This is a genomic window from Campylobacter concisus (assembly GCF_002913045.1).
In the GTDB taxonomy this organism is placed as follows: domain Bacteria; phylum Campylobacterota; class Campylobacteria; order Campylobacterales; family Campylobacteraceae; genus Campylobacter_A; species Campylobacter_A concisus_AP.
Map to the genome: position 1 here is coordinate 544,286 of NZ_PPAF01000035.1, position 26,178 is coordinate 570,463.

Here is a 26,178-nt window from a genome sequence, read left to right on the forward strand (position 1 = left end):
ATGTGTGGAATCGTAGGATACATCGGAGATAGAGAGAAAAAAGAGGTCATTTTAAGCGGTCTAAAAGAGCTTGAGTATCGCGGATACGACAGCGCTGGCATGGCTGTGATGAGTGATGGCAAGATCGACTTTTTCAAAGCGGTCGGCAAGCTTGAAAATTTAGTCCTAAAGACAAAGGACTTTACATCAGAAGGTTTTGGCGTAGCGATAGGTCACACACGCTGGGCTACGCACGGCAAACCAACCGAGATAAATGCTCACCCACACCTTGGCGAGCACTCATTTGTCGTTCACAACGGCATCATCGAAAACTACAAAGAGCTTAAAGATGAGCTTGAGGCAAAGGGCGTGAAATTTGTGAGCCAAACCGACACCGAAGTGATCGTGCATCTTTTTGAAGAAATTTTAAAAGAGAAAAAAGACCCATTTAAAGCTTATGAGGCGACTATCGCAAAGCTAAGAGGCGCTTATGCGACGCTACTTATCACCAAAACTGCACCTGATAAGATATTTTTCGCAAAAGATGCCGCTCCTATGGCGATAGGCAAAAGTGACAAAAAAGAGTTATATTTTGCTTCATCTGACGCACCACTAATCGGCAACGCAACAGAAGTAGCCTACTTAGATGATAACAACTATGGCTATGTAAGCTTGGACGAAATCGCGGTCTTCAAAGATGGTAAAAAAGCCAATATAACCTTTAACGCACTTCCAAAAGATAAAAGCTATGCCCAAAAAGAGGGCTATACATTTTTTATGGAGAAAGAAATTTACGAGCAAGGTGCAGTCGTATCTGAAACTATCATGGGTAGGGTTAAAAACCACAAAGTCACCCTTGAAAATTTAGACGATGAATATCTAAAAAGTATCGATGATGTCGTGCTTTGTGCGTGCGGTACGAGCTACCATGCAGCACTAACTGCAAGCTATCTTTTTGAAAGACTTGCTAAAGTTAGAACAAAGGTCGAAGTAGCAAGCGAATTTAGATATAGAAAGCCTTATCTAAACAAAAACTCGCTCTTCATCGTTATCTCACAAAGTGGCGAGACAGCCGACACTCTTGAGGCACTTAGGATCGCAAAAGAGGCTGGGCTAAAGACGCTTGCGATTTGCAATGTCGATAACTCATCTATCGTTAGACTAGCTGACAATACTCTTCTAACTCGCGCTGGCATCGAAAAAGGTGTGGCAAGCACAAAGGCCTTTGCAACGCAGATCATCGTGCTTTGGATGCTTGTGCTTCAAATGGCAGCAGCAAAAGAGTCTGTCAGCAAAAAAGAGCTTGATCACGAGATCAAAACGCTTCTTCACATTCCACAAATTTTAAATATCAATAACTCTCTTCAAGAGAAGCTTCACCGCCTAAGCAAGCATTATTTACACGGTCATGGCTTCTTCTTTATCGGCAGAGACATTTTTTATCCGCTTGCGCTTGAAGGTGCTTTAAAACTTAAAGAAATTTCATATCTTCACGCCGAGGGCTATCCTTCAGGCGAGATGAAGCACGGCCCTATCGCACTTGCAGATGAGAAGCTATTTACAATAGCTTTAATGCCTCAAAATTTACTTTACGAAAAAACAAAGAGCAACGTCGAAGAGCTTGCTGCAAGAGATGCATACATCCTAGCGATAAGCCCACTTGAGTTTGAGCTAAGCGATGACTACGTAAAAACAAGCGTTCAAGATCACTATATGAGCGAATTTTTTGAGATGATGCTTGTACTTCAGCTACTTGCACTTGAAATTTCTGTTAGACTTGGCAACAACGTCGATATGCCAAGGAATCTTGCAAAAAGCGTGACTGTCGAATAACTCGTGTGGCTGGCATCTTACTAGCCGCTTAAATTTTTATAAAAGTAGTTTTGCATTATGCTACTAAACATAAATTTTATATTAATATTTTTATAATATTTGCTTATATATAATGCTAAAACCAACTTAAATATTAAGGATAAAAATGAAGTTAAGTTCATCTTTACTAAGCGTGGGTCTTGGAGTTTTACTTTTAAGCGGTTGTGCAACTGGCAATAGCAACGGTGTAACTGGCAGTGCTGCTGGAAGCAATAACAATAATGCTAACACAAAAATAGAAAAATGTAGTAGCACCCTTGGAACACTTGCGTTTTATGAAGACCAAAATTCTGATTGGTATTCATATTTAACACACAACTACAAGCTCACATCAACTATTCCGGTTTTGCGTCTTCTTGCGCAACAAACTGGTTGTTTTGTTATAGTTGAACGTGGCGCTATGATGGATAATATGATGCAAGAGCGTGCACTTGATAGATCAGGCGAACTACGTAGCAGTTCTGGTTTTGGCAAAGGTAAAATGGTAGCAGCTGATTATACTATTCGCCCTGAAATTTTCTTTAGCAACGAAGATACAGGCGGAGCAGGTGCTCTTGTTGAAGCACTTTTTGGTAGTGTAGCAGGTGCTATAGCTGGTGGTTTTTCAACAAAAGAGACACAAACTACATTGGTTCTTATAGAAAATCGTTCAGGTGTTCAATTAGCGGCAGCTATTGGCTCAGCTTCTAGCACTGACTTCTTTGGCATGGGCGGCGGTGCTGGCGCTTCTCTTGGTGCTGGACTTGGCGTATATTCAAGAACACCTGAGGGAAAAACACTTGTAAATGCTTTCCTTGATTCAATGAATCAATTAGTTATTGCTCTAAAAGACTACAAAGCACAAAATGTAAAAGGCGGTCTTGGCAAAGGCGGAAGTCTAAAGGTAGGAGATTAATATGAAATTTTTAGCCATTTTATTTTGTTCATTGACTTTTTTGCTTGCTATGAGTTATGAAAAAAAAGTTGAAGCTAGACTTTGCAATCTTATAAATCAAAGAGAAATGGCTAAATTTTATGGCGACATAAGAAGCATTGATAGCTTTGACAAAAAAATAGAAAGCTACAAATTTCGCAACGGAATAGAAAAATTTGACGAGGATAGTTGCCGTGCAAATGGCTACTATCCTGTTGATCCAAACTATGCGCCATATCCGCCTAACTACCGCCCATACTATCGAAATGAGTACGAAAGATATGATAGATTTCAGCGTGGTTACCGCGGAGGCTACTATAACGATGACGACTATGATGATGGCTTCGATCGTGGTTATAGACGTGGTTATAAGGACGCTAGAAGAGACTATAGGCTAGGTAGATAACTTATCTCTAGCCTTAACTTTAACTGGCTCTTTTCTAACAAAAAAACGACTTCTACAAATAGCAAATCAAAAACAATACATATACCAAATTTTACTGCTATAAATAAGTTCAGTGCATTGATTAAAAATTACAAAACCTGTGGATACGACAACATCCCAACTACCCAAATTTTTCTTTCGACAAAAGAGTAATAGACACCCTTACAAATAAGCTAGAGCAAGACCATAAAAATTTAAAAGAGCTAACAAGCAATATCAGCAGAGACGATCTTTTAAAGGTGCAAATTAGTGCACTTGAAGATGAAATAATAAGTTCATCTCTCATAGGGGGCGAAAGGCTTAAAAGATCAAGCATTCGCTCGTAGATAAAAAAGAGGCTAGATGAAAATTTTGACTGGCTAGCTGATACTCATGCGACTAGACACAGTGTTAATCTAGTCTCGCTAATGTTTGAAGTAAATTTAAACAAAGACTATATGAACCTCGAGCGGCTACATGGCTGGCACAATACCTTGTTTGAATATATCCAAAGCAAAACTTACAAGATAAAACGAGCCAAGTTTAGAGATGATGAGATGAGCGTCGTCTCAGGCTCTCCAGAAAATGTGCAAATCCACTATGAAGCCTTGCCAGTAGAGGTATAGAAGATGAGATGAGAACTTTTAAAATTTTATCAACAAAAGCCTTGAAAACGCATATCTAAAAAGTTTTATTGCACATCTTTAGTTTTTTATCCATCCTTATGATGACGGTAATGGACACATAATAAGGGCTTTGGCGCACTACTTTTTAAGAGAAGATGGTGTTAAGCCATTTTCTATCTCTAGCATTATTTAAGCAAATAGAAAAAATTATTATGAAATTTTAGAGCAGATAACAAAGCTTGGAAATAATTTAAATTTTGATTTCACAGAGTGGATAATGTAGCACACCTACAAGCGGTAAATAGCGCTATAAACAAGCTATAAGCTTACTAAAAATATAAAATTTCTATCGTAATTTAAGAGCCAAAGCCCTTAAATTTTATCTTTACTTAGGATTTTTGCGAGCTGCTCTTTGATCTCATCATCAAATTCACTAACGCTTATGACACCCCTACTTTCGCACATCTTAGCATCATTAACATCGCAGTAGTCACTCAGCGCATTTTTGTATCCGCCCCTTATACAAGCCTCTCTATCTTCTAAAAATCCAGCCCCACCAAGGATGAGCACGCCAAGGTCAAAACCTATCTTAAATTTAGCGCTAGCCGAGCTTTTAACCCAGCTTAAAAATATCTCATCGTATCTTAATCCAAGTGCTCCAACGCCATCTGGCACGACTAAGATATCCACACCATAAAGGCTTTCAGCATAAATTTCTGGATGAAGCCTGACGCCAAATTCATCGACAACCTCAGGCTTTAGTGCGTAAGACTTGATATTAAAATCCTCAAATTTATGTAAAAAATCATAAATTTTGGCAAAGCTTAGTAGATTTAGCTTGTCAAACATCAAAATGCCAACTTTCATGCTAGCTCCTTTAATGAAGTGCCTCATTTAGCTTGATCGCCCTTTTGCTCGCACTTGCAGTGATCTGACCTGTTTGGCTATTTTGTCTAAAATGAAGTCCATTTAGCCCACCAAGCTCGAGCGCTTTGTAAATTTCAGCTTCAAATTTAAACTCTGGATTTAGCTTAGCTAACTTTTCGCGCTCGCTAGCTGGTATATAAACCTTTGTGCCCTCAAGCACCGCTATGCCAGCATCCACGATGCAGTTATCGCCAAGAGGTACGCCTGTGACTGAATTTGCGCCAAGCAAGCAGTGTTTGCCGATGCTTACAGGGTTGCCGTTTGTGCCACTTAGCACGCCAAGTATACTTGCCCCTCCGCCTACGTCACTGCCCTCGCCCACTACAACAGAGCTACTGACTCTGCCTTCGACCATAACGCCACCAGTTGTACCCGCGTTAAAGTTGATGTAGGCAGCACCTGGCATAACGACTGTGCCAGGATACACGGCAGCGCCCATGCGAACCTTGGCTGAGTCTAAAATTCTCGTATTATTCGCTGGAATGATATGGCTTAAAAATCTTGGGAATTTATCGACGCTAACAATCGCTGGGTATTCGCCAAACATCTTTAGAGAAATTTCATTTTCTCTTAGCCATTCAAGCTCAATTGGCGTATTTTGGCTAGTCCATGCAACATTTGGCAACACACCAAAAGCTCCATCAAGCACGATCGTTCTAGGTGCGACCTTTCCAAGCGATATCAAGTAAAGCTTGAGATATATGGCCTCCACGCTAAGTGGTTTTGCATCATCAAACAAAAACACAAGCTTAAATTTATTCTCATTTAGTTCAAGATCATCATCAAATGCCATTTTTACGGCATGTAAATTTTGTACATTTTTATGAGAGCTTATCTCTTTTTCAAAGACGCTAAAGAGCTTGCTAGCTTTTTTCACTACTTTTGGCGTAAGATCAGCTACAAATTCAGAGCCATTAAAGTCAACCTTAACATCACATTTTTGCAAAGCATAGATATAAGCAGCTGCACTTAAAAAGCTCTCTTTGTAATTTACAACAGCGAATGTCGCTTGCAAAATTTTGTCTGTATTTTTTTGTCCGCGATCGATCCTAGCGATACCAAAAGCAAGCGGATCTTTGTAACCATCTTTTTTTCTAAATTCTTCAAAAAATTCCTTAAATTCATTTGCATCTTTAAACTCTTTAGACATCTATTCTCCTTTAAATTTTTCTTAGTCTAGCCAAAAATGGCTAAAAATTTTATGATTTTAAGTCCGTTAAATTTTTAAATATTTTTATATTTTTAATAATGATTAATCTTATCATAAAGCAAATTGCAATAAGATTTTGCAAATTTAAAGAAGGGGGTTAAATGTCAAATTTAGTAACAAAACCTAGATTTGCTCTGGCTGCGTTAATCGGCCTTGTCGCTGGTGTTGTCTCAGCCTTTGTCAAATGGGGGGCAGAATTTCCACTTCCTCCAAGAAGTCCGATGGATATGTTTAACGCTGCTTGCGGACCAGAGAGTGCCATTAGAGCAGCCGATGCGATCGATTGCTCTAGAAATTTCTTAAATCCGCCTTATGTATTTTTAAGAGATTATTTGGGAGTGGCCGATCCAAATGCCGCTATTTACGAGTTTGCAGGGCATGCATTTAACTACGTAATGATGACGCATATATTGTTTTCGATCGTTTTTGCGGTGGCTTATTGTGTTTTGGCTGAGAAATTTCCAAAGATTACAATATGGCAAGGCTTACTAGTTGGCGTTATCGTAAATATCGCTGTTCACGTGATCACATTACCTATTTTGGGGCTTACTCCACCACTTTGGACACTCCCTTGGTACGAGCATGTATCTGAATTTGTCGGTCACATGATATGGTTCTGGTCGATAGAGATCATCCGTCACGACCTAAGAGCTAGGATAACAAAAGAAAAAGATCCAAGTGATTATTGCTGCTGCAACGCATAAATGCAAATTTTTGCTGTTTTGGGCTAAAAACCTAAAACAGCAACTAAATTTATCTCACAATTTAAAAGCAAAATTTATCCGCGATTAGCACTCCTGGCTAAGCTCTAAATTTTCTAAACGAAGTGGCTTTTCACCTTCAAAAATCACCCCTATACCAAAAGGCTCGCAAATATCAAGCGCACCCTCGGCAAATCTCATAAGCCACTGCTTATCGCGTGAATAAAAGGTACATTGTGGCGAGCTAAATGGCAGGTCGCAAACTGGCATGTCAAGCAATTTAAGCTCGTCCTTGCTCAAAAGGCATTTTTGCTTAAGCTCATCTTGTAAAAATGTAAGCGCATCTTTTATGTGTCGGTCGATATTCTGAGCGATACGCTGCACAAGCAAAATCGTCTCATCATCCACATCTGCCCCATCTGTGCTAACAAGGCAAAATGGCACTTGCCCAAAAATTTCACTTTCAAGCTTCATCTCCGCATACCAGATAAAGCCATCATCCGTTACTACTTTTTCAAGCTCGCCAAATTTCAAAGTCATTTTTTATTCTCATTTTTTGTGATTTTGCTACTCTTCTAAAAAAGCGAAATTTAAGCAAATCTGTCGTGACATAAAATAGATATAGCTTGTAAATTTGCCCTTTTAGCATAAAGCAAAAGCTAAATTTACAAGCAGATTTTCAGTTTCTCTCGCTATTTAGAAGCAAAATTTCTCATCAGTGCCATTTTGCTTGCGCATAGCTTTAAAGTTAGCAAGATTGTCTTTGTCTAAAAAGTAATCTTTCTCTTTTTTATTGCGGGCTTCAAGCTTTTCTATGCCTTTTGCAAGGGCTGCTTTTCTATCTTCGTGAGGCGAGCTAAATTCTGGCGAAAACATCGCTTCATAGGCGTTTTTCTTAGTCCATTCAAGTGCTTTATCAGCGATCTCTTGTTGCTTTTTGATATCGCAAAATGCGTAAGGATTGACCACGTCACCAACAAGCTTCATAAACGCCCCTATCGCGGCCACCACATCAGTAAATTTCTCGCCCTCCATGTCTATAACGCCTCTTAGCAAGATCGCGCGATTTTTTGCCGCATAAAACCAAAATATCGCATCATCGCGAAGTCCAAGATCGTATGCGCGAGCTGAAAGGACAAAAAGAGTTATCGGAGAGACCATTTGTGGGGCGTCTTGCACGATCTTTTCAGCCTTTTTAAAGTCCTCTTCTTTGCCACTTTTTAAAAGCTCATCTATCTTGTCATAGACCTTGACGTACTCCACCTTGCCAGCATTTGCTGAGTAGTAAGGTGTGACGTAGATGTCGATACTTCTTACTTTGCCGTCGTTTGCAAAGCCACATACCGCTCCAAAAAGTAGCGCCGTAAGCAGTGATAAAATTTTCATTTTAGCTCCTTGTTAAATTTTTCTTTTTTTACTATCAAATTTATTAAAAAACTCGTATTTTTACATATCCTTATGAATTTAATACGCCTTTATTAGTCGTAAATTTTTTAAATTTATACCGCCTAAAAATACTCCTCTTTCAGGCTCAACCCACTCTACGACTATATTGTCTAGATCATCATTTGGCTCGCAATACATTTTTGAGCAATCATACTTTGCTACAAACTTATCACCAATGTTAAAATCCATCTGCGTAGAATTACTTGGTATGTGCAAAGTATATATTATTCGGTATTTTTCGCCCTTTTTTGTCTTTGCTGATGTCATCTTAATAAGAATGTCTTCATCATTATTAAAATTTGATCTATAGATACCATCTTTACCAAGACCTGCTGCTTCAAATTTCATCTCTTTGCTATAAAATGGATATAGTGCCGAGCAACCAGATAAAAGCAAAATCATAAAAAATAGTCCAACTGCTTTCATTTTATAACCATCCTTTTAGAAACTTTTAGTTTTTAAAACTATGAATAGGTGCTGGAATTTGTCCGCCACGGGCGATGAAGTCGGCACTAGAGGCTTTGTTTATCTTCATCACAGGTGCTCTTCCTAAAAGGCCTCCAAACTCGATCATATCGCCCTCACGTCCAAGAGGTATGATACGAACGGCCGTTGTTTTTTGATTTATAACGCCGATAGCCGCCTCATCAGCGATCATCGCAGCTATGCTCTCGCTTGGTGTGTCAGCAGGTATAGCGATCATATCAAGTCCCACAGAGCATATCGCCGTCATCGCTTCAAGCTTTTCTAAATTTAGCGATCCCGCGCGTACCGCAGCTATCATACCCTCATCTTCTGAGACCGGGATAAATGCACCGCTTAAGCCGCCAACTTGATTACACGCCATGACGCCACCTTTTTTGACCGCATCATTTAGCAGAGCAAGTGCCGCAGTCGTGCCGTGTGTACCAACAGCCTCAAGCCCCATCTCCTCAAGCACGCGAGCTACCGAGTCTCCAACGGCTGGTGTTGGAGCAAGAGAGAGATCTACGATACCAAATTTAACCCCAAGGCGCTCGCTCGCCATCTGGCCCACGAGCTGGCCGATACGCGTGATCTTAAACGCCGTCTTTTTCACTGTCTCAGCCACTACGTCAAAACTCTCGCCACGCACCTTTTCAAGGGCTCTTTTTACTACGCCTGGACCAGAAACGCCCACATTTATCACCACATCAGCCTCACCCACGCCATGAAATGCACCAGCCATAAAAGGATTATCTTCGACTGCGTTTGCAAAAACGACAAGCTTAGCGCAGCCCATCTCTGAAGCTGCCGCCGTCTCTTTTATGATGCGTCCCATGTCACGCACAGCGCTCATATTTATGCCACTTTTTGTTGAGCCGACATTGACACTTGCACATACTTTTGAAGTCTGAGAAAGTGCTTGCGGGATAGAATTTATCAAAATTTCATCGCCCTTTTGATATCCCTTTTGAACTAAAGCTGAAAAACCACCTATAAAATCAATACCAACCTCAATAGCCGCTCTATCAAGCGTCTTTGCGATCATCACGTAGTCTTTTGCGTCCGTTGCGGCGCCGATTATCGAGATAGGCGTCACGCTCACTCTTTTATTGACGATTGGTATGCCTAGCTCAGCAGAAATTTCGTTGCCTACTTTGACTAGGTCTTTGGCTTTAGTGGTGATTTTTGCGTAAATTTTGTCGCAAGCTTTGTTGATGTCAGGATCGATGCAGTCAAGCAAACTAATGCCCATCGTGATCGTTCTGATGTCAAAATTTTGCTCTTCGATCATCGAGATCGTTTCGGTTACGTTTTTGATGTCCATTGTTTTTCCTTAGATTGTATGCATCGCATCAAAGATAGCGGAACTTTGGATATTTATCTTTACTTTTAGGCTCTCTCCAAGTTTATTAAGCTCTTCTCTTAGGACCGTAAAATCCTTATTTTCATTACTTGAAACCACCGCCATCATCGTAAAAAACTCATCTAAAATAGTCTGTGAGATATCATCTATATTTAGCCCTAGCTCACTAAGCTTTGCTGAGACGCCAGCAACGATGCCGACTCTATCTTTTCCGACTACAGTTACGATCGCTTTCATGTTTTCTCCTATTAAATTTTAAATGATTGCATTTTGACCCCAAAATTTAAGCCAAGCATCAAGCAAAGCTAAATTTTGGTAGCCAAATTCAAACTGGCAAATTTTAAAATTTGCTCTAAATTTTATCTTTTGTAAATTTACTTCGAGCAAGCACTCTTGCCGTCATTTACTGGCTGGATCGCTGAGTTATCAGCTCCGCCATCACTATTTATATTTTCTATCACTTCCCAAAGTCTAGCAGCCGCGCTCTCGTAACGTTTTGCAGTGACTGAGTTTGGCTCGTAAAAGCTAACTGGCTTGCCATTATCGCCGCCCACACGAACAGCTGGCTCGATAGGAATTTCAGCTAAAATTTGCGTATTGTAAGCTTTTGCTATCTCTTCAGTCGTGCCTTTACCAAAGATATCATACTCTTTGCCGTTATCTGGGCAGATAAAGCCACTCATGTTCTCTATGACACCAGCGATTGGGATGTGAAGCTTCTCAAACATATCAAGCGCACGTTTGCTATCATCAAGTGCTACTACTTGAGGCGTTGTGACGCAGACACCTGCCGTTACTGGCACGCTTTGAGCTAGAGTTAGCTGCGCGTCGCCCGTTCCTGGAGGCATGTCGAGAAATAATACATCAAGTTCGCTCCAAAGCACGTCTCTTAGCAGCTGCTCGATCGCTTTCATGATCATCGAACCACGCCAGATAAGGCTCATGCCCTCTTCCATCAAAACGCCCATACTCATCATCTCCACACCGTGGCTAAGTATCGGTTTTAGTTTGTTGCCAACGACTTGTGGCTGAGTATTTACTTCGCCAAGCATTCTTGGGATATTTGGTCCGTAGATGTCAGCGTCTAAAATTCCCACTTTTTTGCCTAGTTTTGCCATTGAGATGGCTAAATTTAGCGTTGTGGTTGATTTGCCAACGCCGCCTTTGCCTGAGCTTACCATTACGAAATTTTTAACTTGCGGCGCGATATTTTTGCCACTTTGAGTGTTACTTTTCTCCTCAGGTATCTTTGGCTGGATCAAATTTAACACATATTCATTTGAGCCCATGACACGTTTGATGTCCGTTTTTAGCTCATTTGCCACTTCTGGGCTTGAGCTAACGATCTCGACTTCGATTAAAATTTTATCGTCGATTTCTACGTTTTTTACAAAGCCAAAGCTAACTATATCCTTCTCAAATCCCGGATATATGACGCCTTTTAGTCTATTTAAGACCTCTTCTTTATTTAACATTTTTCTCCTTTTTCTAGATCTTTTGAAATTTTATATGCACAAAATTTTGGTCCGCACATCGAACAAAAATGAGCACTCTTAAACGCATCTTCTGGCAAGCTCTCATCATGCAGTTCTCTTGCTTTTTTTGGATCAAAGCTTAGCTCAAACTGCTTGTTCCAATCAAATGCGTATCTAGCGTCGCTCATCTCGTGATCTTTTTCGATCGCTCCCACCTTGCCAAGTGCGACGTCAGCGGCATGAGCTGCTATCTTATGAGCTACGATTCCCTCTCTTACGTCATTTTCATTCGGCAAACCAAGGTGTTCTTTTTGCGTCACATAGCAAAGCATGCTAGCGCCATGATATGCCGCCATCGTGCCACCAATCGCTGAAGTGATATGATCGTATCCTGCACCAATATCAGTAACAAGCGGCCCAAGCACGTAAAATGGGGCGTCATGACAAAGCTCTTGTTCGATTTTCATATTATACTCAATTTGATTTAATGGCACATGACCAGGGCCCTCGATCATCACTTGCACATCCTTCTGCCACGCACGAAGTGTTAGCTCTCCAAGCACTTTTAGCTCGCTAAGCTGTGCCTCATCTGTCGCGTCATAAAGGCAGCCTGGGCGCAGTCCGTCGCCAAGCGAGAGCGAGACGTCGTATTTAGCGCAAATTTCTAAAATTTGATCAAAAATTTCGTAAAATGGGTTTTGCCTATTTAGCTTTGACATGTAGCTAGCGCTCAAACTGCCACCGCGGCTAACTATGCCCATTTTACGCTTTTTAACAAGCGGCAAAAACTCACGTAAAAAGCCAGCATGTATCGTAAAGTAACTAACCCCTTGCTTTGCTTGCTTCTCAAGCACGCTTAAAATTAGCTCATTTGTGATATTTGTAACCTCTTTTGCCTCTTTTAAAATTTCATACATCGGCACAGTTCCAACTGGCACGCTTGAATGCTCTATGATCGCACTTCTAATAGCATCCAAATCGCCATCCGTGCTTAGATCCATAACCGTATCAGCGCCAAATTCTAAGCAAATTTCAAGCTTTCTAAGCTCCGCGCAAATGTCACTACTTAGGCTTGAGTTGCCGATATTAGCATTGACCTTTGTCTTTAGCTTTCTGCCTATGCCCATTGGTTTTAAATTTATGTGATTTACATTTGCTGGGATGATGATCCTGCCGTTTGCTACCTCATCCATAAGCAAATTTTCGCCTATCCCCTCGACCTTTGCCACATAGTTCATCTCCTTTGTGAGCTCACCACACCTAGCATAATACATCTGCGTCTTTTCTCTCATGAGTAGCCTTTTTAAATTTATAAAAAAACTAATTTTAGTCCTTTTTATATTTGAACTAACTAAATAAATCTAAATTTCTACTCTTTTTTAAAAAGATTTTTTCAAGTTTTAGAATGTATAATTCCGTAACAATCTTCAAAGGAGCTACCTTGCTTGATATCTCACTTATAATGCTAGGAGCAGGAAATTCCAGCCGTTTTGAGCTACCTGTAAAGAAGCAATGGCTTCGTATAGGCAGTGACCCACTTTGGCTATTTGCCACTAAAAATTTGAGTAACTTTTACACATTTAAAGAGATAATAGTCGTTAGTAAAGAGTGCAAATACATGTCTAAATTTGCTCCAAATTATAAATTTGTTGATGGCGGCGAGACAAGGCAAGATAGCCTAAAAAACGCGCTCGAGCTAGTTAGTAGCGAATTTGTCCTAGTTAGCGACATCGCGCGCCCTTGCATTTCAAGCGAGCTTTTTCACAAAATTATAGAGGCAGCGAGTCAGGCTGATTGTGTGGTTCCAGCGCTAAAGATCGCAGACACTGCTTATCTTGGCGAAAATGTGGTTGATAGAGATAAAGTAAAACTTATCCAAACACCACAACTCTCTCGCACAGCACTTCTTAAAAAAGCTCTCAGTAGCGGTGAAATTTATACAGACGATAGCTCAGCTATGAGAGCCATTGGCGCAAGCGTATGGCAAATTTTAGGCGATGAAATGGCAAGAAAGATCACTTACAAAGAAGATCTTGCCAAAATTCCTGCTTTAAAAGAGCCAGAAAATGAAGTCTTTGTGGGAAATGGCTTTGATGTGCATGAGTTTGAAAAAGGTCGTCCTTTGATTCTTTGTGGCGAGAAGATCGACTATGAGTTTGGGCTAAAAGCTCACAGCGATGGCGACGTGGCGCTTCATGCGCTAACTGACGCTATCTTGGGAGCTGCTGGGCTTGGCGATATAGGTGAGCTTTTTCCTGATACGGATGCTAAATTTAAAGATATTAGCTCCATTTACTTGCTTGAGGAAGCTTACAAAAGGGTGCAAAGTGTGGGCTTTGTGCTAACAAACGCTGATATCACGATAATGGCACAAAAACCAAAAATTTCAAAACTAAAGTCAAAAATGGAGGCAAACATAGCAAAAGCTCTAAAATTAAGCCAGAGCCGCATAAATGTAAAAGCGACGACTACTGAAGGGCTTGGCTTTGTTGGCAGATGCGAAGGGATCGCCGTAATGGCAAGTGCAAGCCTTAAATTTTACAACTGGAAGCAAATATGAAAATTTTAATAGTAGAAAATGAAATTTACCTAGCTGGCTCGATGGCTAGTAAACTAGCTGACTTTGGCTACGATTGCGAGATCGCTAAAAGCGTAAAAGAAGCATTGAAGTTTGAAAATTTTGATGTAGTGTTACTTTCTACCACACTTCCAGGGCAGGATTTTTACCCTGTTATCGAAAAATTTAAAAGCTCTATCATCATTTTATTAATCGCTTATATCAATAGCGACACTGTGCTAAAACCGATTCAGGCAGGTGCGGTTGATTACATCCAAAAGCCATTTATGATAGAAGAGCTAGTTAGAAAGATAAAGCATTTTGAGGAATTTAGAAATTTCAAAAACGAGATCAAAAACTATGAAAGCTACGTAAATTACGCTTTAAAAGAGTACGAAATTTCTAGCTTTGAAGCAAAAAAGATAAAATTTCCACTGCTTTTAAAATCAAGCAAAAGCGGATACAGCGATAAATTTATATTTAGCTACGTAAAAGCTTGCAAATTACCATTTTTATTTTTAGGCAAAGCCTGTTTCTCTGAGCTTGAAAAGGCACTAGCCAAAAATGGTGACGAGCTAATCTATATGACAAATTTAGAGGAGCTAAAACAAGAAGAAAAAGAGAGAATTTTAGAAATTTGCAAAAAGAAAAAGGTCGCGATATCAACTAGTGATTTTGCACAAAAAGCACCATTTGACGAGCTTGAACTTTCAGGACGCGATAAAAATTTCAATATCGATGAGATCGTTACGATCGATGAATACATAAAATACATAATCGTTAATTATCAAGATAAATTCCCTGATACAGAACTTAGCAAAAAGCTTGGAATTTCTAGAAAATCACTTTGGGAAAAGAGAAAGAAATATGACGTCAGCAAGAAAAAATAGTGAAATTTCAATCAATACCGAAGTTTTTGGTGCTTTGGAGCTAATAAAAAATAAAATTCTCTCAGATTACGACTCGCTTATGGATGATGAACAGATAAAAGAGGTGAGCAAAAAAGGCTATTTTAATGGCGAGCCGATGCCGTATTCTTTTGGATTTGCTCCATTTGGCGAGCTAAATCAAAATATTGCTAGCAAGCTTACTCCTGGGCAAAGGGTAAATCTAAGTCTTGATGATAAGATCGTTGGACACATCAATGTTGCTAAGGTCTTTAAATTTGACGAGAGCATGAGGGCTAAAAATATATTTTTAGCAAATGAAGCCAGCAATGATAAAGAGCTAAATTTAGGCAAATACGGCATTAGTGGCGAATTTGAGCTTTATGATGAAAGTATGCAAATAAGCAAAAATGCACTAAATGATCTAATTAAAGAAGATGGTGCTAAAAAGATAACGGCGGTCTTTTTAACGGCTGATCCATTCAATAGAGCTCACGAGCGCCTTGTTAGAATGACTATTGACAAGGCTGATTTAGTAATCATTTTTTTAATACGAACACGCGAAGAAAAACACGTTGATTACGAGATTAGAAAGCAAGTGCTGGATTATTTTATACAAAATTATTTGCCGACAAAAAAGGTCTTTGTATTTGCTTTAAAAAACACAACCCTTTTTAGCTCACATGCAAATCCTACACTTGAGTGCATCGCTGCTTCAAGATTTGGGGCAAATAAGCTAGTAATCGGGCAAAACCACTCAGGGATTGGAATGTTTTTTGATCACAATGAAGCTCATACGATTCTTGATATTTATAAAAACGACCTAAATTTAGAGATAATCGTGCTGCCAGAGCTAGTTTATTGCAATAAATGCAAGACACTAGTTAGCACCAAAAGTTGCCCGCACGGACAACATCATCAGATCAAATATCATCCAGATGTTATCAAGGAGCTGCTATTTAACGGCATTATGCCACCAGCCATTCTTGTGAGGCCAGAAATTTCTGCACTAGTTTTAAGCAAACTCTTTATAAATCGCTTCAAAGACGTGCAAAAGCTTTGCGATGACCTTTTTGTAAATTCAGGACTACTTGAAAACAAAACTGACCGCGACTTTTACGAAGAGCTTATGAAGCTTTATCAAACGTCATCACTTACTTAAGGAAATTTATGCAAAAACTATTTTTAACTTTTTTTGGATTTGGACTTTTGCCAAAAGCGCCTGGTACTTGGGGCTCTATAGCTGGTGCTGTGGTAGCTTATTTTGTGCTTTATTTTTTATCATCAACCACGCTTTTTCTAGCTAGCATTTTGCTATTTTTGGTAAGCATCAGCGTTATTGATGATTTTGAAAAAAAGGTAAATTCGCACGACGAGAGCTTTATCGTGATCGACGAAGTTGCTGGCGTTTGGCTTGCTATTTCCATTAGCGGAGCTACGATTTCTCAGCTCATACTCTCGCTTGTACTTTTTAGAGTACTTGATATTAAAAAGCCTTCGATAATAGGCAGGATCGACCGCAATGTAAAAGGTGGCCTTGGCGTAATGGGCGATGATATGGTGGCTGGTTTTTTTGCTGGAATAATTAGCGCAATAATATACGGGGCTGCTATAAAATTTGGCATAACCTTGCCGTAAAAAGATAGATTTTTTTGGCAAAGTTATATAGGCTTAAATATCTTTTATATAAATTTTAAGCAAGTCCTAGCTCATTTAAAACAGAACTTAGATTAACCGAGCTACTACTCTTACTATTAAGATTTTTTTGCTTCTCTAGCAGAGCTTGATTAGCAAGTGCTACATTTAGCTCTTTGCGATAATCACTTAAAATTTTATCCATTATCTTAAGCAACTCATTTTTTTGATCCTGTGTTTTTGCGAGATCATCTATGCCTAGAAGTTCAGTTAACTCCTTTTTCTTTTGGGCTATTTTTTCTTCTATCTTGTTAGAATTTAGCTCACTTATAAAACCAACTGCGCCGATTTCAGTAAGTCTTTTTTTAAACTGTTCAATCTTATCTGAAATTTTTGCATCGCTTGCGATTTTATCCATAGCAAGGTTTAAAATTTCATCAAAACTATTTTTTTTATCTTTAGTTTTGCTTGAGCCTGATTGCAATAAATAATCGATTATGTCGTTATTTTGTACCTTCATATATCTCCTTTTACTGTATTGAGATATATTTCATAAGCAAGATTTATTCCTAAAAGTTAGTCTCTTTAGCTGTCTTTGCTTTTTGTAAGATAAAACTAGCAAACTCATCACTAAAATTTGGGCACCAAACAACCTTGTAGAAGCTAAAATTTAGCTCTTTTGCGATCTTTGCATACTCAATAACTAGCTCAAAAATGGTCTCAGAGTTATCTATACAAAAAGAGAGCGGATAGATAAGAGCCTTTTTACTCTTGCACTTTGCCAAAATTTCATTTAGTGATGGCTCTAGCCATTTTACAGGGCCAAGACGCGACTGGTAGGCTAAATTTATCTCTTTGAAGTTTAGTCCACTATCTTTTATCATTTTGCTTAGAATTTGCACATGCTCATTTATATGTTTTTCGTAGACATCGCCCTTATCGATAATTTTTTGAGGCAACGAATGAGCCGAAAAGATAAGCCCCATATCGCTTACATCTATATTATTTATGGCTTCATTTATGTGCGAGATTATGATTTTATTATAAATTTCATCATCATAAAATGGCCCACAAAGCAAAATTTTAGCCTTTATCTCTAGCTCATCTTTTGCTTTTTTAAAATCATCTAAACTCGAAGTTATTGTGGTTTGTGAATGATGAGGATAAAGTGGCAAAAGCACTATCTCATCAAAATTTTCGTATTTTTTAAGCACATCTTTTACAAATGGTGAAGTATAGTTCATCGCAAAATCAACTGCATCAAACTCACTTTGTAAGCTTGAAATTCTATCGCAAAGCTTAGCTGTAAGCTCGCAAATAGGCGATTTGCCACCTATTTGTTTGTAGTTATGCTTAGCCGTTTTTAGTCTACCTTTTGTGATCATAAAAGCTACAAATTTTCTTAAAAATTTATTCTTTATACCCAAAATATAAGGGTCATTAAACATATTTTTTAAAAAAATTTCTACATCAGCAAGGCTATTTGCCCCACCCATATTCAAAAGCAAAAGTGCCTTTTTCATCAAAACAACTCCTTAATTTTTATCGCATCATCGATGCTTGAAAGCTCGCCACTTTCGCCACTTTGACAAAGATCATAAAAGGCATCATATTGGGCTTTTATTTCATTGTTTAAAGGATCGGTTTTTAAATTCATCTGACCATTTTCATTTACTCTGTGAAGTTTGTAATCAATAAGATCGCCAAAATAAACACCTTCTTTGGCATTTACTTCTATTTTAAAACGCTCTAAAGAGCCACAAAAAGAATCAGTAATACTCACCAAAATTTGATTTTTCATTTTAATGTTTATTCCAACATTGTCGCATATTTTGGTATTTGTTTTATTTGCCTGAGTATAAAAGAAATTGCAGACTTCACTATCTACTAAATTTTTCGCAAGGTCTATATCGCAAAGCGAAAGCTCGTTTATAATATTTCCCTCACAAAGTGGTTTAAAATGCGCAATTGAAATGCTATAAATTTCTTCTTCTTTTAAAAGTGCTTTTTTTAATGAAACGATGGTCGGATTAAAGCGCTCATCAACGCCGGTGCAAACTCTTACTTTGTTTACCACTGAAGCATATTTTATCTCTTTTAGCTCGCTTACACTTTTAAATATTGGCCTTGAAATCAAGATATTTTGGCAATATTTTGCACACTGACAAAAAGCCTCTACGATCTCATGTTGAGGCAAACAAAGTACGACAGCTTGTGGCTGGGCTACTTCTATAAATTTCTTAAACTCATCAAAAAACGGAGCTCTGCAAGCATCATCTCTATTTTCTTTATCAAAAACTCCACAAACTTCAAATTTGTCAGAACGCCTCAGCTCCATATAGTGCCGCTTGCCAACCAGATTGTATCCAACAATGCCAATTTTGAGTTTCACTAAAGACCTTTTAGTTATAAATTTTTAGGCTATTTTAATTGCAAATCGCTTTTAAACAAATAAATTTATAAAATATATTAAGCAAAAATTAATTTTGTATTTTTTTATAAATTTACAAACGATTTTTAGCTAAAATCGAGCAAAATTTAAAACTAACGAGGATAAAAATGCAAAATTTAGATATAAGAAAGGCATATCTTGATTTTTTTAAATCAAAAGGTCACGAAGTAGTAGCTTCAGCGCCACTCGTGCCAAACGATGCAACACTACTTTTTACAAACGCCGGTATGGTGCCATTTAAGAGCATTTTCACAGGCGAAGTGCCACGCCCAACACCACCTATCCGCACTAGCTGTCAGACCTGCATAAGAGCTGGCGGAAAGCACAACGACCTAGATAATGTCGGCTATACAGCGCGCCACCACACATTTTTTGAAATGCTAGGAAATTTTAGCTTTGGCGAATACTTCAAAAAAGAGGCAATCTCTTATGCTTGGGAATTTGTCACAGAGGTGTTAAAACTACCAAAAGATAAGCTTTATGTGACCGTTCATGAAAGCGACGATGAAGCATTTGAAATTTGGAGCGCTCACATCGCAAAAGAGAGAATTTACCGCTTTGGCGATCATGATAACTTCTGGCAGATGGGCGATACTGGACCATGCGGCCCTTGTAGCGAAATTTTTTACGATCAAGGTGCTGAACACTTTAACACGCCTGAAGACTACATGGGTGGCGATGGCGATAGATTTTTAGAGATCTGGAACCTTGTTTTCATGCAGTATGAAAGAAGCGCCGATGGCAAACTAAGCCCACTACCAAAGCCAAGTATTGATACTGGCATGGGACTTGAGCGCGTTACTGCTATCTTGCAAGGTAAATTTAGCAACTACGACAGCACACTTTTTATGCCACTAATTAGCGAAGTGGCAAAGCTTTGTGGTAAGCCATACGTCTATGAAAGTGGCGCTAGCTACCGCGTCATAAGCGATCACATCCGCTCAGTCACATTTTTGCTAGCTCAAGGTACGACATTTGATAAAGAAGGCCGTGGCTACGTGCTTCGTCGCATCTTACGCCGTGCGATCCGCCATGGATACTTGCTAGGCATAAAAGAGCCATTTATGTATAAGCTTGTCGATAAAGTTTGCGAGCTTATGGGCGAGCACTACACCTATTTAAATGAGAAAAAAGCGGCTGTAAAAGAGCAGATCAAGCTTGAAGAAGAGAGATTTTTGGCGACAATCGCTAGTGGTTTAGAGCTATTTGAGAGCGAGCTTAAAAATACAAAAGAAATTTTTAGCGGAGAGGCTGCGTTTAAGCTTTATGACACATTTGGCTTCCCACTTGACCTAACAGCTGATATGCTTAGAGAAAAAGGCTTAAAAGTCGATGAGACAAGGTTTGATGAGCTTATGAGCGAGCAAAAAGCACGTGCAAAAGCTGCTTGGAAAGGCAGTGGCGATAAGAGTGCGAAGGGCGATTTTAAAGAGCTACTTGAAAAATTTGGCGAGAATAAATTTATAGGCTACGAAGAGCTTAAGAGCAAAAGTAAAATTCTAGCCCTGCTTGATGAAGAATTTAAAAATGTAGATAGCTTAGATGCTGGCAAAGAGGGCTGGGTGATGTTTGATGTCACTCCATTTTACGCTCAAAGTGGCGGTCAGTGCGGCGATAGCGGTAAGATAGTAGGCAAAGCAAATGTGCTTGATACGCAAAAATTTCATGGACTAAATTTATCTTTAGTAAAAGCTAGCGCGGCGCTAAAAGTTGGCGATGAGGTAGAGCTTGAAGTTGGTAGCGACAGAACCCAGATCGCACGTCACCACAGCGCCACACACTTGCTTCATGCAGCCCTTAGAAACGTGCTTGGCACGCATATCGCTCAAGCTGGCTCAAGCGTAGAAGCAGATAGGCTAAGGTTTGACTTCTCACATCCAAAGGCACTTACTAGCGAAGAAATTTCAAAGATAGAAAACCTTGTAAATGAGTGGATCTTAGACGGTGCAAATGCAAAAACACAGGTTATGGAGCTTGAAGAGGCCAAAAAAAGCGGAGCGATCGCGCTATTTAACGAAAAATATGCCGACAAAGTAAGAGTTGTGAGCTTTGGCGACGTCAGCAAAGAGCTTTGCGGCGGCACACACGTAAAAAATATAGATGAGATCGGATTGTTTTTCATCACAAAAGAGAGTGGCGTAAGTGCTGGCGTTAGGCGTATCGAGGCTGTTTGCTCAAGAGCTGCGCTAAATTTAGCAAAGTCATTTAGAGCTGAGATTGATGAGTTAAAAGATGAGTTAAAGAGCACCGAGCCACTAAATGCGGTCAAAAAGCTAAAAAATGAACTAAGAGTTTTAAAAGACAAACTAAAAAATGCTAAAAATTCTCATGAGCTAGTCTATTTAGATATAAATAAAACCAAACTTTGCGTCACAAGCATAGATGGTGGAGATATAAAAACTTTGATAGATGAGTTTAAAAATGAGCATAAAAGTGCTGCTATTTTGCTAATCCAAGCTGATGAGAGTGGCAAAATTTCTCTTGCAGCTGGCGTTAAAAATGCTCCTTTAAAGGCAGGTGCTTGGGTAAAATTTGCAGCGCAAATCCTAGGTGGCAATGGCGGTGGCAAAGATGACTTTGCGACAGCCGGTGGCAAAGATGCATCAATGATAGAAGATGCTATAAAAGACTCACTTGAGTATGCAAGGCAAGCCCTAGAAAAATGAGTCATTACGATATAGCTTTTATAAAATTTGACCAAGTTGTACTATTTTTGCATGTATGCTTTGTAGCTCTTTTTGTGGGGCTGCAAGCCGGTCTTGTGCTTGTTGGAAGTTACTTTATAAAAAATAAATTTGAAGACAAGGAACGCTACCACATCTTACTTCACATTATAAGACGCTTTGGCATTGCGATTTTCATACTAATCCTTTGCGTGATAGCGACAAGCATAGTTATAATTTTTGGATTTTATGATGCAAATTTGACAAATCCTATGGCAAGTGCAATGGTGGCAACAAAATGCGCAATAGAACTATTTTTGTTATTAAATTTAAGCTATATATTTTATAGATATAAAAAGGCCTTAAAAGCACTAAGATCGCATGAAATGATCGAGCTAAACGAAAGTTTGATCGTTATAATTTATTACTTCACACCGCTAAATTTATTAGCTTCTTTAGCAGCTATTTATCTTGGTATAAGCTATAAGGTATTTTTATGATAACACTCGCTTCAAGCTCGCCAACAAGGGCAAATTTGTTAAAAGATGCTGGCATAAATTTCACTCAAATTTCTTTCCAGTTTGACGAGAGCAAGATAGAAAAAAATGTAAAGCCTGAAATTTATGTCCAAAATGTCGTAAAAGCTAAAAAAGAGCAATTTTTAAAAGAAAATATAGGTCTTAAAAATTTACTCTTTGCAGATAGCTGTGTGGCGTGTGGAGATAAAATTTTAGGTAAAGCAAAGGACGAAAAAGAAGCGATTGCCATGCTAAATTTACAAAGCGGTAACGAATGCAGCGTCTATACGGCGATGATATTTTTAGGCGAATTTGAGCTTATAAACGTAAGTAGGACTACGTATAAATTTAAAAAATTTGACGAGCATGACCTTAATGAATACATAAAAAATAATGAGTGGCAAGGCAAGGCTGGAGCCATGACGATAGAAAATTTTAATAAAAAATATATCATCTCCCAACACGGCGAAACCAGCACCGCTATGGGGCTAAATTTAAAAATATTAAAGGCATTTTTATGAAATATATCCTGGCATTTATCTTTATAGTTGCCATTTCACTTGGCGGAGCATTTTTATATTTTTATTCGCAAGTTAGATTTGATGCTTACGCTATTATTGATTATAAACCAAAGCTTACAACGCAAATTTTTGATAGAAATAACGAACTCATCGCAAATATCTTTGAAGAAAATAGAATTTACGTAAAATATAACGACATCCCGCCGCGTGTCATCGAAGCACTCGTGGCTATTGAGGATACGAGCTACTTTGAGCATGGTGGCATAAACGTAGAAGCCATGGCAAGGGCTGCCATAAAAGATATTAAAGCTAGAAAGCTGGTCGAGGGTGCTTCAACACTAACACAACAGCTCATTAAAAATCTAGCCCTAAGCCGCGAGAAGAAATTTACAAGAAAGATAAAAGAGATCGTGCTTGCTATGAAGCTTGAAAGCGAGCTTAGCAAAGAAGATATCATAGAAAGATACCTAAACCACGTATATTTTGGACATGGCTACTACGGCATAAAAACAGCAGCTGAAGGATATTTTAGAAAAGAGCTAAATGAGCTAAGCATAAAAGAGGTTGCCATGCTAGTTGGCTTGCCAAAGGCTCCAAGCACCTATGATCCTACAAAGCACCTTGATCTCTCGCTTAGCCGTGCAAATAGAGTACTTGAAAGGATGTATAGCATCGGCTGGATAAACGAGGACGAGTACCGCAAGGGCGTGCTTGAAGAGCCAGCAGTCTTTGACGATACACTCACAAGAAATAAAGCCCCTTACGTAGTCGATGAGATAATAAAAGAGGCTTCAAAGAAATTTGACGATATAAAAACTGGTGGCTATAAGATACAAAGCACAGTTGATCTAAATGTTCAAAAGATCGCTCAAGAAGCTCTAGTCTATGGCTACAATGAAATTTTAAAACGCGACAAAAAAGCAAATGCAGAAATCCTAAATGGAGCTATAGTAGTCACTCATCCACAAAGTGGTCAAATTTTGGCACTAATTGGCGGTATTGACTACACAAAAAGCAGTTATAACCGTGCCACTCAAAGCAAGCGCCAGCCAGGATCTAGCTTTAAGCCGTTTATATACCAAATAGCACTTGACAGTGGCTACTCAGTTGTTTCTCAAGTGGCTGATATCGCCAGGACATTTGATATGGGAAATGGCAAAGAGTGGACACCAAAGAACTATAGTGGCGGTTTTCAAGGCTATATCACTATAAAATCAGCCATAACTCAGTCTCGTAACCTCGCAACCATAAATTTGCTAAACGATCTTGGCCTTAGCTCGGTTCGTAAACAGCTTACTGATATGGGCTTTAACGATATCCCAGAAAATTTATCTATCGCACTTGGAAGTTTTGGGATTTCACCACTTGATTTTGCAAAATTTTACTCAATGTTCCCAAATGAGGGCGAGATGGTTGAGCCAACACTTATTAAGCATATAGAAAATAGCTTTGGGGCTTCGATGGACTATGAACCACAAAGAAAGCAAGTGCTAAAACCAGAACAAGCATTTTTGATGACGACACTTCTTCAAAATGTCGTAAATAATGGTACTGGACGTAACGCAAAAATAAATGGCATCCAAATAGCAGGCAAAACCGGCACAACAAATAATAACATCGATGCTTGGTTTTGTGGTTACTCACCTGATATCGAAGCGATAATCTGGTACGGAAATGACGACAACAGCCCTATGAAAAAGATTGAAGGCGGCGGCAGGACAGCAGCACCTGTGTTTAAAAAATTTATGGAAGGCTACATTAAGCTTTATCCTACTTTAAGACGTGCATTTGAGCAGCCAGACGGTGTTTATAAAGGCTATTATGGTGGCAGTGACGAATACTACACAAACGATTCACCACTACCTCAAAATATACCAGCAAATGACATCATACAAGATCAAGAAAACGATGGATTATTATTCTAGGAAGATAATATGAGGATTAAAATTTTACTTTGTTTAGCAGTCGCAAGTATTGCATATGGCGCTAATCTAAATACAGCCAGCAAAAATGAGTTGATGGAACTTGGCCTAAGTAAAGGCCAAGCGTTAAACATTATAAAATATAGAAAAGCCCATAAATTTAAAAGCATCGATGAACTTGAAAAAGTCCAAGGTATTGGCTTTAACGATATGCAAAAAGTTAAAGAAAAACTTAGCATAAAAGAGAATGCAAAAGTCAAAAAGTCTGAAGCAAAAAATTCTAAAGGCAAGAAAAAGAAAAAATAATCTTATTTTTATTTAAAATTTCTAGCCATTTACATTTGAGTCCTATTATTATGGCTTTTTATAAAATAATCCACTCTTTTTTCTATACTCTTTTTCTTATATTTACAATTGTCTTTATCTTAGTTTTTGCTAGCATTTAATGAGCTTAAATTAAGAGCAAAAATTATCTCATTTTCTATAGTTGCGATAGCTACCATATTTTTATTAACGTCTAAAATTTTTATACCATTTTTTAGAGAGCATTCGAATTTAAGAACCGCATTGCTCCCATACTATCCCATCTACTCGGCTATAAAACTAGTAAAATCGATCACTCAAAAACCACTCCCTTTTACCTACGTGGCAGATGACGCAACTCTTGCTAACGATAAAAAGAAAATTTTAGTTTTGATAGTTGGCGAGACACAAAGAAGCAGAAACTACTCACTAAATGGCTACGCCAAAAACGATACGAATAAATTTACTAAACAAAAAGATGTGGTAAGTTTTACAAATTTCTACTCATGTGGAACAGCCACAGAGACTAGTGTACCTTGCCTATTTTCAGACTTAAAGCGAGAAAATTTTAGTAACCGTGAAGCAAAAGCTCGTGAAAATTTAGTTGATATTATCAATAAGCTTGGTATAAAGACATACTTTTTTGACAATAATAGTGGCGGTTGCAAAAAAAATAGAAGTAGTGGTTTGCGACAATCTTGATCAAAACCATACTTCAGATCATCGAGCAGAAGGTTTTGACGAAGTGATATTTGATGAGGCCAAAAAGGTCATCGAAGATGCAAATTCCACTACCCTTATCGTGCTACACCTGCAAGGCTCACACGGCCCTATCTACTACAAAGGCTACCCAAGAAAATTTAAAGAATTTACCCCAACATGCGACACTGCCGAGCTAAATAAATGCGCGCCAGAAGAGATAGCAAATACCTACGACAACACCATCTTATATGAGTACTATCTACAAAGCAAGCTGATAAATGCCCTTGAAGCAAGAAAAGATGAATTTGAAGTCACCATGTTCTTTTTCTCAGATCACGGAGAGAGCCTAGGCGAAAACGGCATATACTTACATGGTCTGCCTTATTCCATCGCTCCAGATGAGCAAAAACACATCCCTGCCATCGTCTTTTCAAGCGATAGAGAACTTTTAAAAAGGCTAAAAACCAGGAGAGATGAAAGCCTTTCGCATGATTTTATATTTAGCTCAGTTCTTGGATATTTTGGAATAAAAACTAAGGTCTATGAGCCAGAATTCGATATTTTTAGGTAGTTTTAGAATATAAATTTTAAAAAGCCAGCCTAGGCAAGAGCCTGAA

29 protein-coding genes are annotated in these 26,178 nt (G+C 38.7%); 17 read left to right on the forward strand and 12 right to left on the reverse strand.

The features are described from left to right. The 5 genes from glmS (at position 1) to CYP43_RS09400 (ending at position 3,814) form a co-directional block, all read left to right on the forward strand. Positions 1-1,812 carry a glutamine--fructose-6-phosphate transaminase (isomerizing) gene (gene glmS / locus CYP43_RS06650; RefSeq protein WP_103582956.1) on the forward strand — a complete coding sequence of 604 codons (1,812 nt, stop codon included), beginning with the start codon at positions 1-3 and terminating at the stop codon, positions 1,810-1,812. A gap of 145 nt (positions 1,813-1,957) precedes the next feature. Next, positions 1,958-2,746, forward strand: a complete 789-nt coding sequence (locus tag CYP43_RS06655; RefSeq protein WP_103582957.1) for a peptidoglycan-binding protein — start codon at positions 1,958-1,960, stop codon at positions 2,744-2,746. A 1-nt stretch (position 2,747) separates the two neighbouring features. Beyond that, a complete protein-coding gene (locus CYP43_RS06660) occupies positions 2,748-3,170 on the forward strand; it encodes a gamma-glutamyl phosphate reductase (RefSeq protein ID WP_103582958.1) in 423 nt (140 codons plus the stop codon). A 143-nt stretch (positions 3,171-3,313) separates the two neighbouring features. After that, positions 3,314-3,535 carry a DUF4172 domain-containing protein gene (locus CYP43_RS09890; protein WP_223154482.1) on the forward strand — a complete coding sequence of 74 codons (222 nt, stop codon included), beginning with the start codon at positions 3,314-3,316 and terminating at the stop codon, positions 3,533-3,535. 81 nt (positions 3,536-3,616) lie between these two features. Beyond that, positions 3,617-3,814, forward strand: coding sequence for a hypothetical protein (locus CYP43_RS09400; RefSeq protein ID WP_141081831.1), 198 nt, complete (start codon positions 3,617-3,619; stop codon positions 3,812-3,814). 372 nt (positions 3,815-4,186) lie between these two features. Here CYP43_RS09400 and CYP43_RS06670 read toward each other — a convergent pair whose 3' ends face one another. Continuing rightward, positions 4,187-4,681, reverse strand: coding sequence for a hypothetical protein (locus CYP43_RS06670; protein ID WP_103582959.1), 495 nt, complete (start codon positions 4,679-4,681; stop codon positions 4,187-4,189). A 10-nt stretch (positions 4,682-4,691) separates the two neighbouring features. Continuing rightward, positions 4,692-5,891, reverse strand: coding sequence for a 2,3,4,5-tetrahydropyridine-2,6-carboxylate N-succinyltransferase (locus CYP43_RS06675; RefSeq protein ID WP_103582960.1), 1,200 nt, complete (start codon positions 5,889-5,891; stop codon positions 4,692-4,694). 161 nt (positions 5,892-6,052) lie between these two features. Here CYP43_RS06675 and CYP43_RS06680 point away from each other — a divergent pair, with 161 nt between their 5' ends. Further along, complete coding sequence (locus CYP43_RS06680; RefSeq protein WP_103582961.1) at positions 6,053-6,655, forward strand: YagU family protein; 603 nt, start codon at positions 6,053-6,055, stop codon at positions 6,653-6,655. A gap of 84 nt (positions 6,656-6,739) precedes the next feature. Here the strand turns inward: CYP43_RS06680 and CYP43_RS06685 are convergent, their stop codons facing one another. The 7 genes from CYP43_RS06685 to thiC all read right to left on the reverse strand — a co-directional run bounded on the left by CYP43_RS06685 (position 6,740) and on the right by thiC (position 12,693). Then, on the reverse strand, positions 6,740-7,192 hold the full coding sequence (locus CYP43_RS06685; protein ID WP_103582962.1) for a hypothetical protein: 453 nt from the start codon (positions 7,190-7,192) through the stop codon (positions 6,740-6,742). A gap of 156 nt (positions 7,193-7,348) precedes the next feature. Next, a complete protein-coding gene (locus tag CYP43_RS06690) occupies positions 7,349-8,038 on the reverse strand; it encodes a cytochrome-c oxidase (RefSeq protein WP_103582963.1) in 690 nt (229 codons plus the stop codon). A 78-nt stretch (positions 8,039-8,116) separates the two neighbouring features. Continuing rightward, entirely contained in the window at positions 8,117-8,524 is a 408-nt protein-coding gene (locus CYP43_RS06695) for a hypothetical protein (protein WP_103582964.1), read from the reverse strand. 25 nt (positions 8,525-8,549) lie between these two features. Further along, positions 8,550-9,887 (reverse strand): PFL family protein, encoded by a 1,338-nt coding sequence (locus tag CYP43_RS06700; protein ID WP_103582965.1) that lies wholly within the window; start codon positions 9,885-9,887, stop codon positions 8,550-8,552. A 9-nt stretch (positions 9,888-9,896) separates the two neighbouring features. Beyond that, on the reverse strand, positions 9,897-10,163 hold the full coding sequence (locus tag CYP43_RS06705; protein WP_087583839.1) for an ACT domain-containing protein: 267 nt from the start codon (positions 10,161-10,163) through the stop codon (positions 9,897-9,899). Positions 10,164-10,300: 137 nt separating this feature from the next. Then, the gene (locus CYP43_RS06710) at positions 10,301-11,401 is read right to left on the reverse strand and encodes an Mrp/NBP35 family ATP-binding protein (RefSeq protein ID WP_103582966.1); all 1,101 of its coding nucleotides are present in this window, start codon (positions 11,399-11,401) and stop codon (positions 10,301-10,303) included. Continuing rightward, positions 11,395-12,693 carry a phosphomethylpyrimidine synthase ThiC gene (gene thiC / locus CYP43_RS06715; protein WP_103582967.1) on the reverse strand — a complete coding sequence of 433 codons (1,299 nt, stop codon included), beginning with the start codon at positions 12,691-12,693 and terminating at the stop codon, positions 11,395-11,397. Before thiC ends, CYP43_RS06710 begins: the two co-directional genes overlap by 7 nt. A gap of 149 nt (positions 12,694-12,842) precedes the next feature. On the opposite strand from thiC, the gene CYP43_RS06720 reads away from it, so the two are divergent. From CYP43_RS06720 to CYP43_RS06735, 4 genes are read left to right on the forward strand one after another with little or no spacing between them, the layout of a single operon-like run. Then, the gene (locus CYP43_RS06720) at positions 12,843-13,961 is read left to right on the forward strand and encodes a bifunctional 2-C-methyl-D-erythritol 4-phosphate cytidylyltransferase/2-C-methyl-D-erythritol 2,4-cyclodiphosphate synthase (protein WP_103582968.1); all 1,119 of its coding nucleotides are present in this window, start codon (positions 12,843-12,845) and stop codon (positions 13,959-13,961) included. Further along, positions 13,958-14,848 (forward strand): response regulator, encoded by an 891-nt coding sequence (locus CYP43_RS06725; protein ID WP_103582969.1) that lies wholly within the window; start codon positions 13,958-13,960, stop codon positions 14,846-14,848. The genes CYP43_RS06720 and CYP43_RS06725 overlap by 4 nt, the downstream gene beginning before the upstream one ends. After that, the gene (locus tag CYP43_RS06730; RefSeq protein ID WP_103582970.1) at positions 14,826-16,007 is read left to right on the forward strand and encodes a sulfate adenylyltransferase; all 1,182 of its coding nucleotides are present in this window, start codon (positions 14,826-14,828) and stop codon (positions 16,005-16,007) included. The genes CYP43_RS06725 and CYP43_RS06730 overlap by 23 nt, the downstream gene beginning before the upstream one ends. An 8-nt stretch (positions 16,008-16,015) precedes the next feature. Next, positions 16,016-16,483, forward strand: a complete 468-nt coding sequence (locus CYP43_RS06735; RefSeq protein ID WP_087578941.1) for a phosphatidylglycerophosphatase A family protein — start codon at positions 16,016-16,018, stop codon at positions 16,481-16,483. A 55-nt stretch (positions 16,484-16,538) separates the two neighbouring features. Here CYP43_RS06735 and CYP43_RS06740 read toward each other — a convergent pair whose 3' ends face one another. The 3 genes from CYP43_RS06740 to CYP43_RS06750 are packed head-to-tail and all read right to left on the reverse strand — an operon-like array spanning position 16,539 to position 18,872. Continuing rightward, entirely contained in the window at positions 16,539-17,000 is a 462-nt protein-coding gene (locus CYP43_RS06740; RefSeq protein WP_103582971.1) for a response regulator, read from the reverse strand. Positions 17,001-17,049: 49 nt separating this feature from the next. Next, positions 17,050-18,003: a ferrochelatase gene (gene hemH, locus CYP43_RS06745; RefSeq protein WP_103582972.1), complete on the reverse strand. Its 954-nt coding sequence runs from the start codon at positions 18,001-18,003 to the stop codon at positions 17,050-17,052. After that, complete coding sequence (locus CYP43_RS06750; RefSeq protein WP_103582973.1) at positions 18,003-18,872, reverse strand: Gfo/Idh/MocA family protein; 870 nt, start codon at positions 18,870-18,872, stop codon at positions 18,003-18,005. The genes hemH and CYP43_RS06750 overlap by 1 nt, the downstream gene beginning before the upstream one ends. 167 nt (positions 18,873-19,039) lie before the next feature. Here CYP43_RS06750 and alaS point away from each other — a divergent pair, with 167 nt between their 5' ends. From alaS to CYP43_RS09735, 7 genes are all read left to right on the forward strand, one after another. Then, entirely contained in the window at positions 19,040-21,598 is a 2,559-nt protein-coding gene (alaS, locus tag CYP43_RS06755; protein WP_103582974.1) for an alanine--tRNA ligase, read from the forward strand. After that, on the forward strand, positions 21,595-22,095 hold the full coding sequence (locus tag CYP43_RS06760) for a hypothetical protein (protein ID WP_054196863.1): 501 nt from the start codon (positions 21,595-21,597) through the stop codon (positions 22,093-22,095). The genes alaS and CYP43_RS06760 overlap by 4 nt, the downstream gene beginning before the upstream one ends. Beyond that, positions 22,092-22,634 (forward strand): septum formation inhibitor Maf, encoded by a 543-nt coding sequence (gene maf / locus CYP43_RS06765; protein ID WP_103582975.1) that lies wholly within the window; start codon positions 22,092-22,094, stop codon positions 22,632-22,634. Before CYP43_RS06760 ends, maf begins: the two co-directional genes overlap by 4 nt. Beyond that, complete coding sequence (locus CYP43_RS06770) at positions 22,631-24,559, forward strand: transglycosylase domain-containing protein (protein ID WP_103582976.1); 1,929 nt, start codon at positions 22,631-22,633, stop codon at positions 24,557-24,559. The genes maf and CYP43_RS06770 overlap by 4 nt, the downstream gene beginning before the upstream one ends. Positions 24,560-24,568: 9 nt before the next feature. Next, positions 24,569-24,862 carry a ComEA family DNA-binding protein gene (locus CYP43_RS06775; RefSeq protein WP_103582977.1) on the forward strand — a complete coding sequence of 98 codons (294 nt, stop codon included), beginning with the start codon at positions 24,569-24,571 and terminating at the stop codon, positions 24,860-24,862. Positions 24,863-24,988: 126 nt separating this feature from the next. Further along, positions 24,989-25,561, forward strand: a complete 573-nt coding sequence (locus CYP43_RS09730; RefSeq protein ID WP_258032172.1) for a sulfatase-like hydrolase/transferase — start codon at positions 24,989-24,991, stop codon at positions 25,559-25,561. Next, positions 25,515-26,132 (forward strand): sulfatase-like hydrolase/transferase, encoded by a 618-nt coding sequence (locus tag CYP43_RS09735; protein ID WP_258032173.1) that lies wholly within the window; start codon positions 25,515-25,517, stop codon positions 26,130-26,132. The genes CYP43_RS09730 and CYP43_RS09735 overlap by 47 nt, the downstream gene beginning before the upstream one ends. The last annotated feature ends 46 nt before the right edge of the window (positions 26,133-26,178 follow it).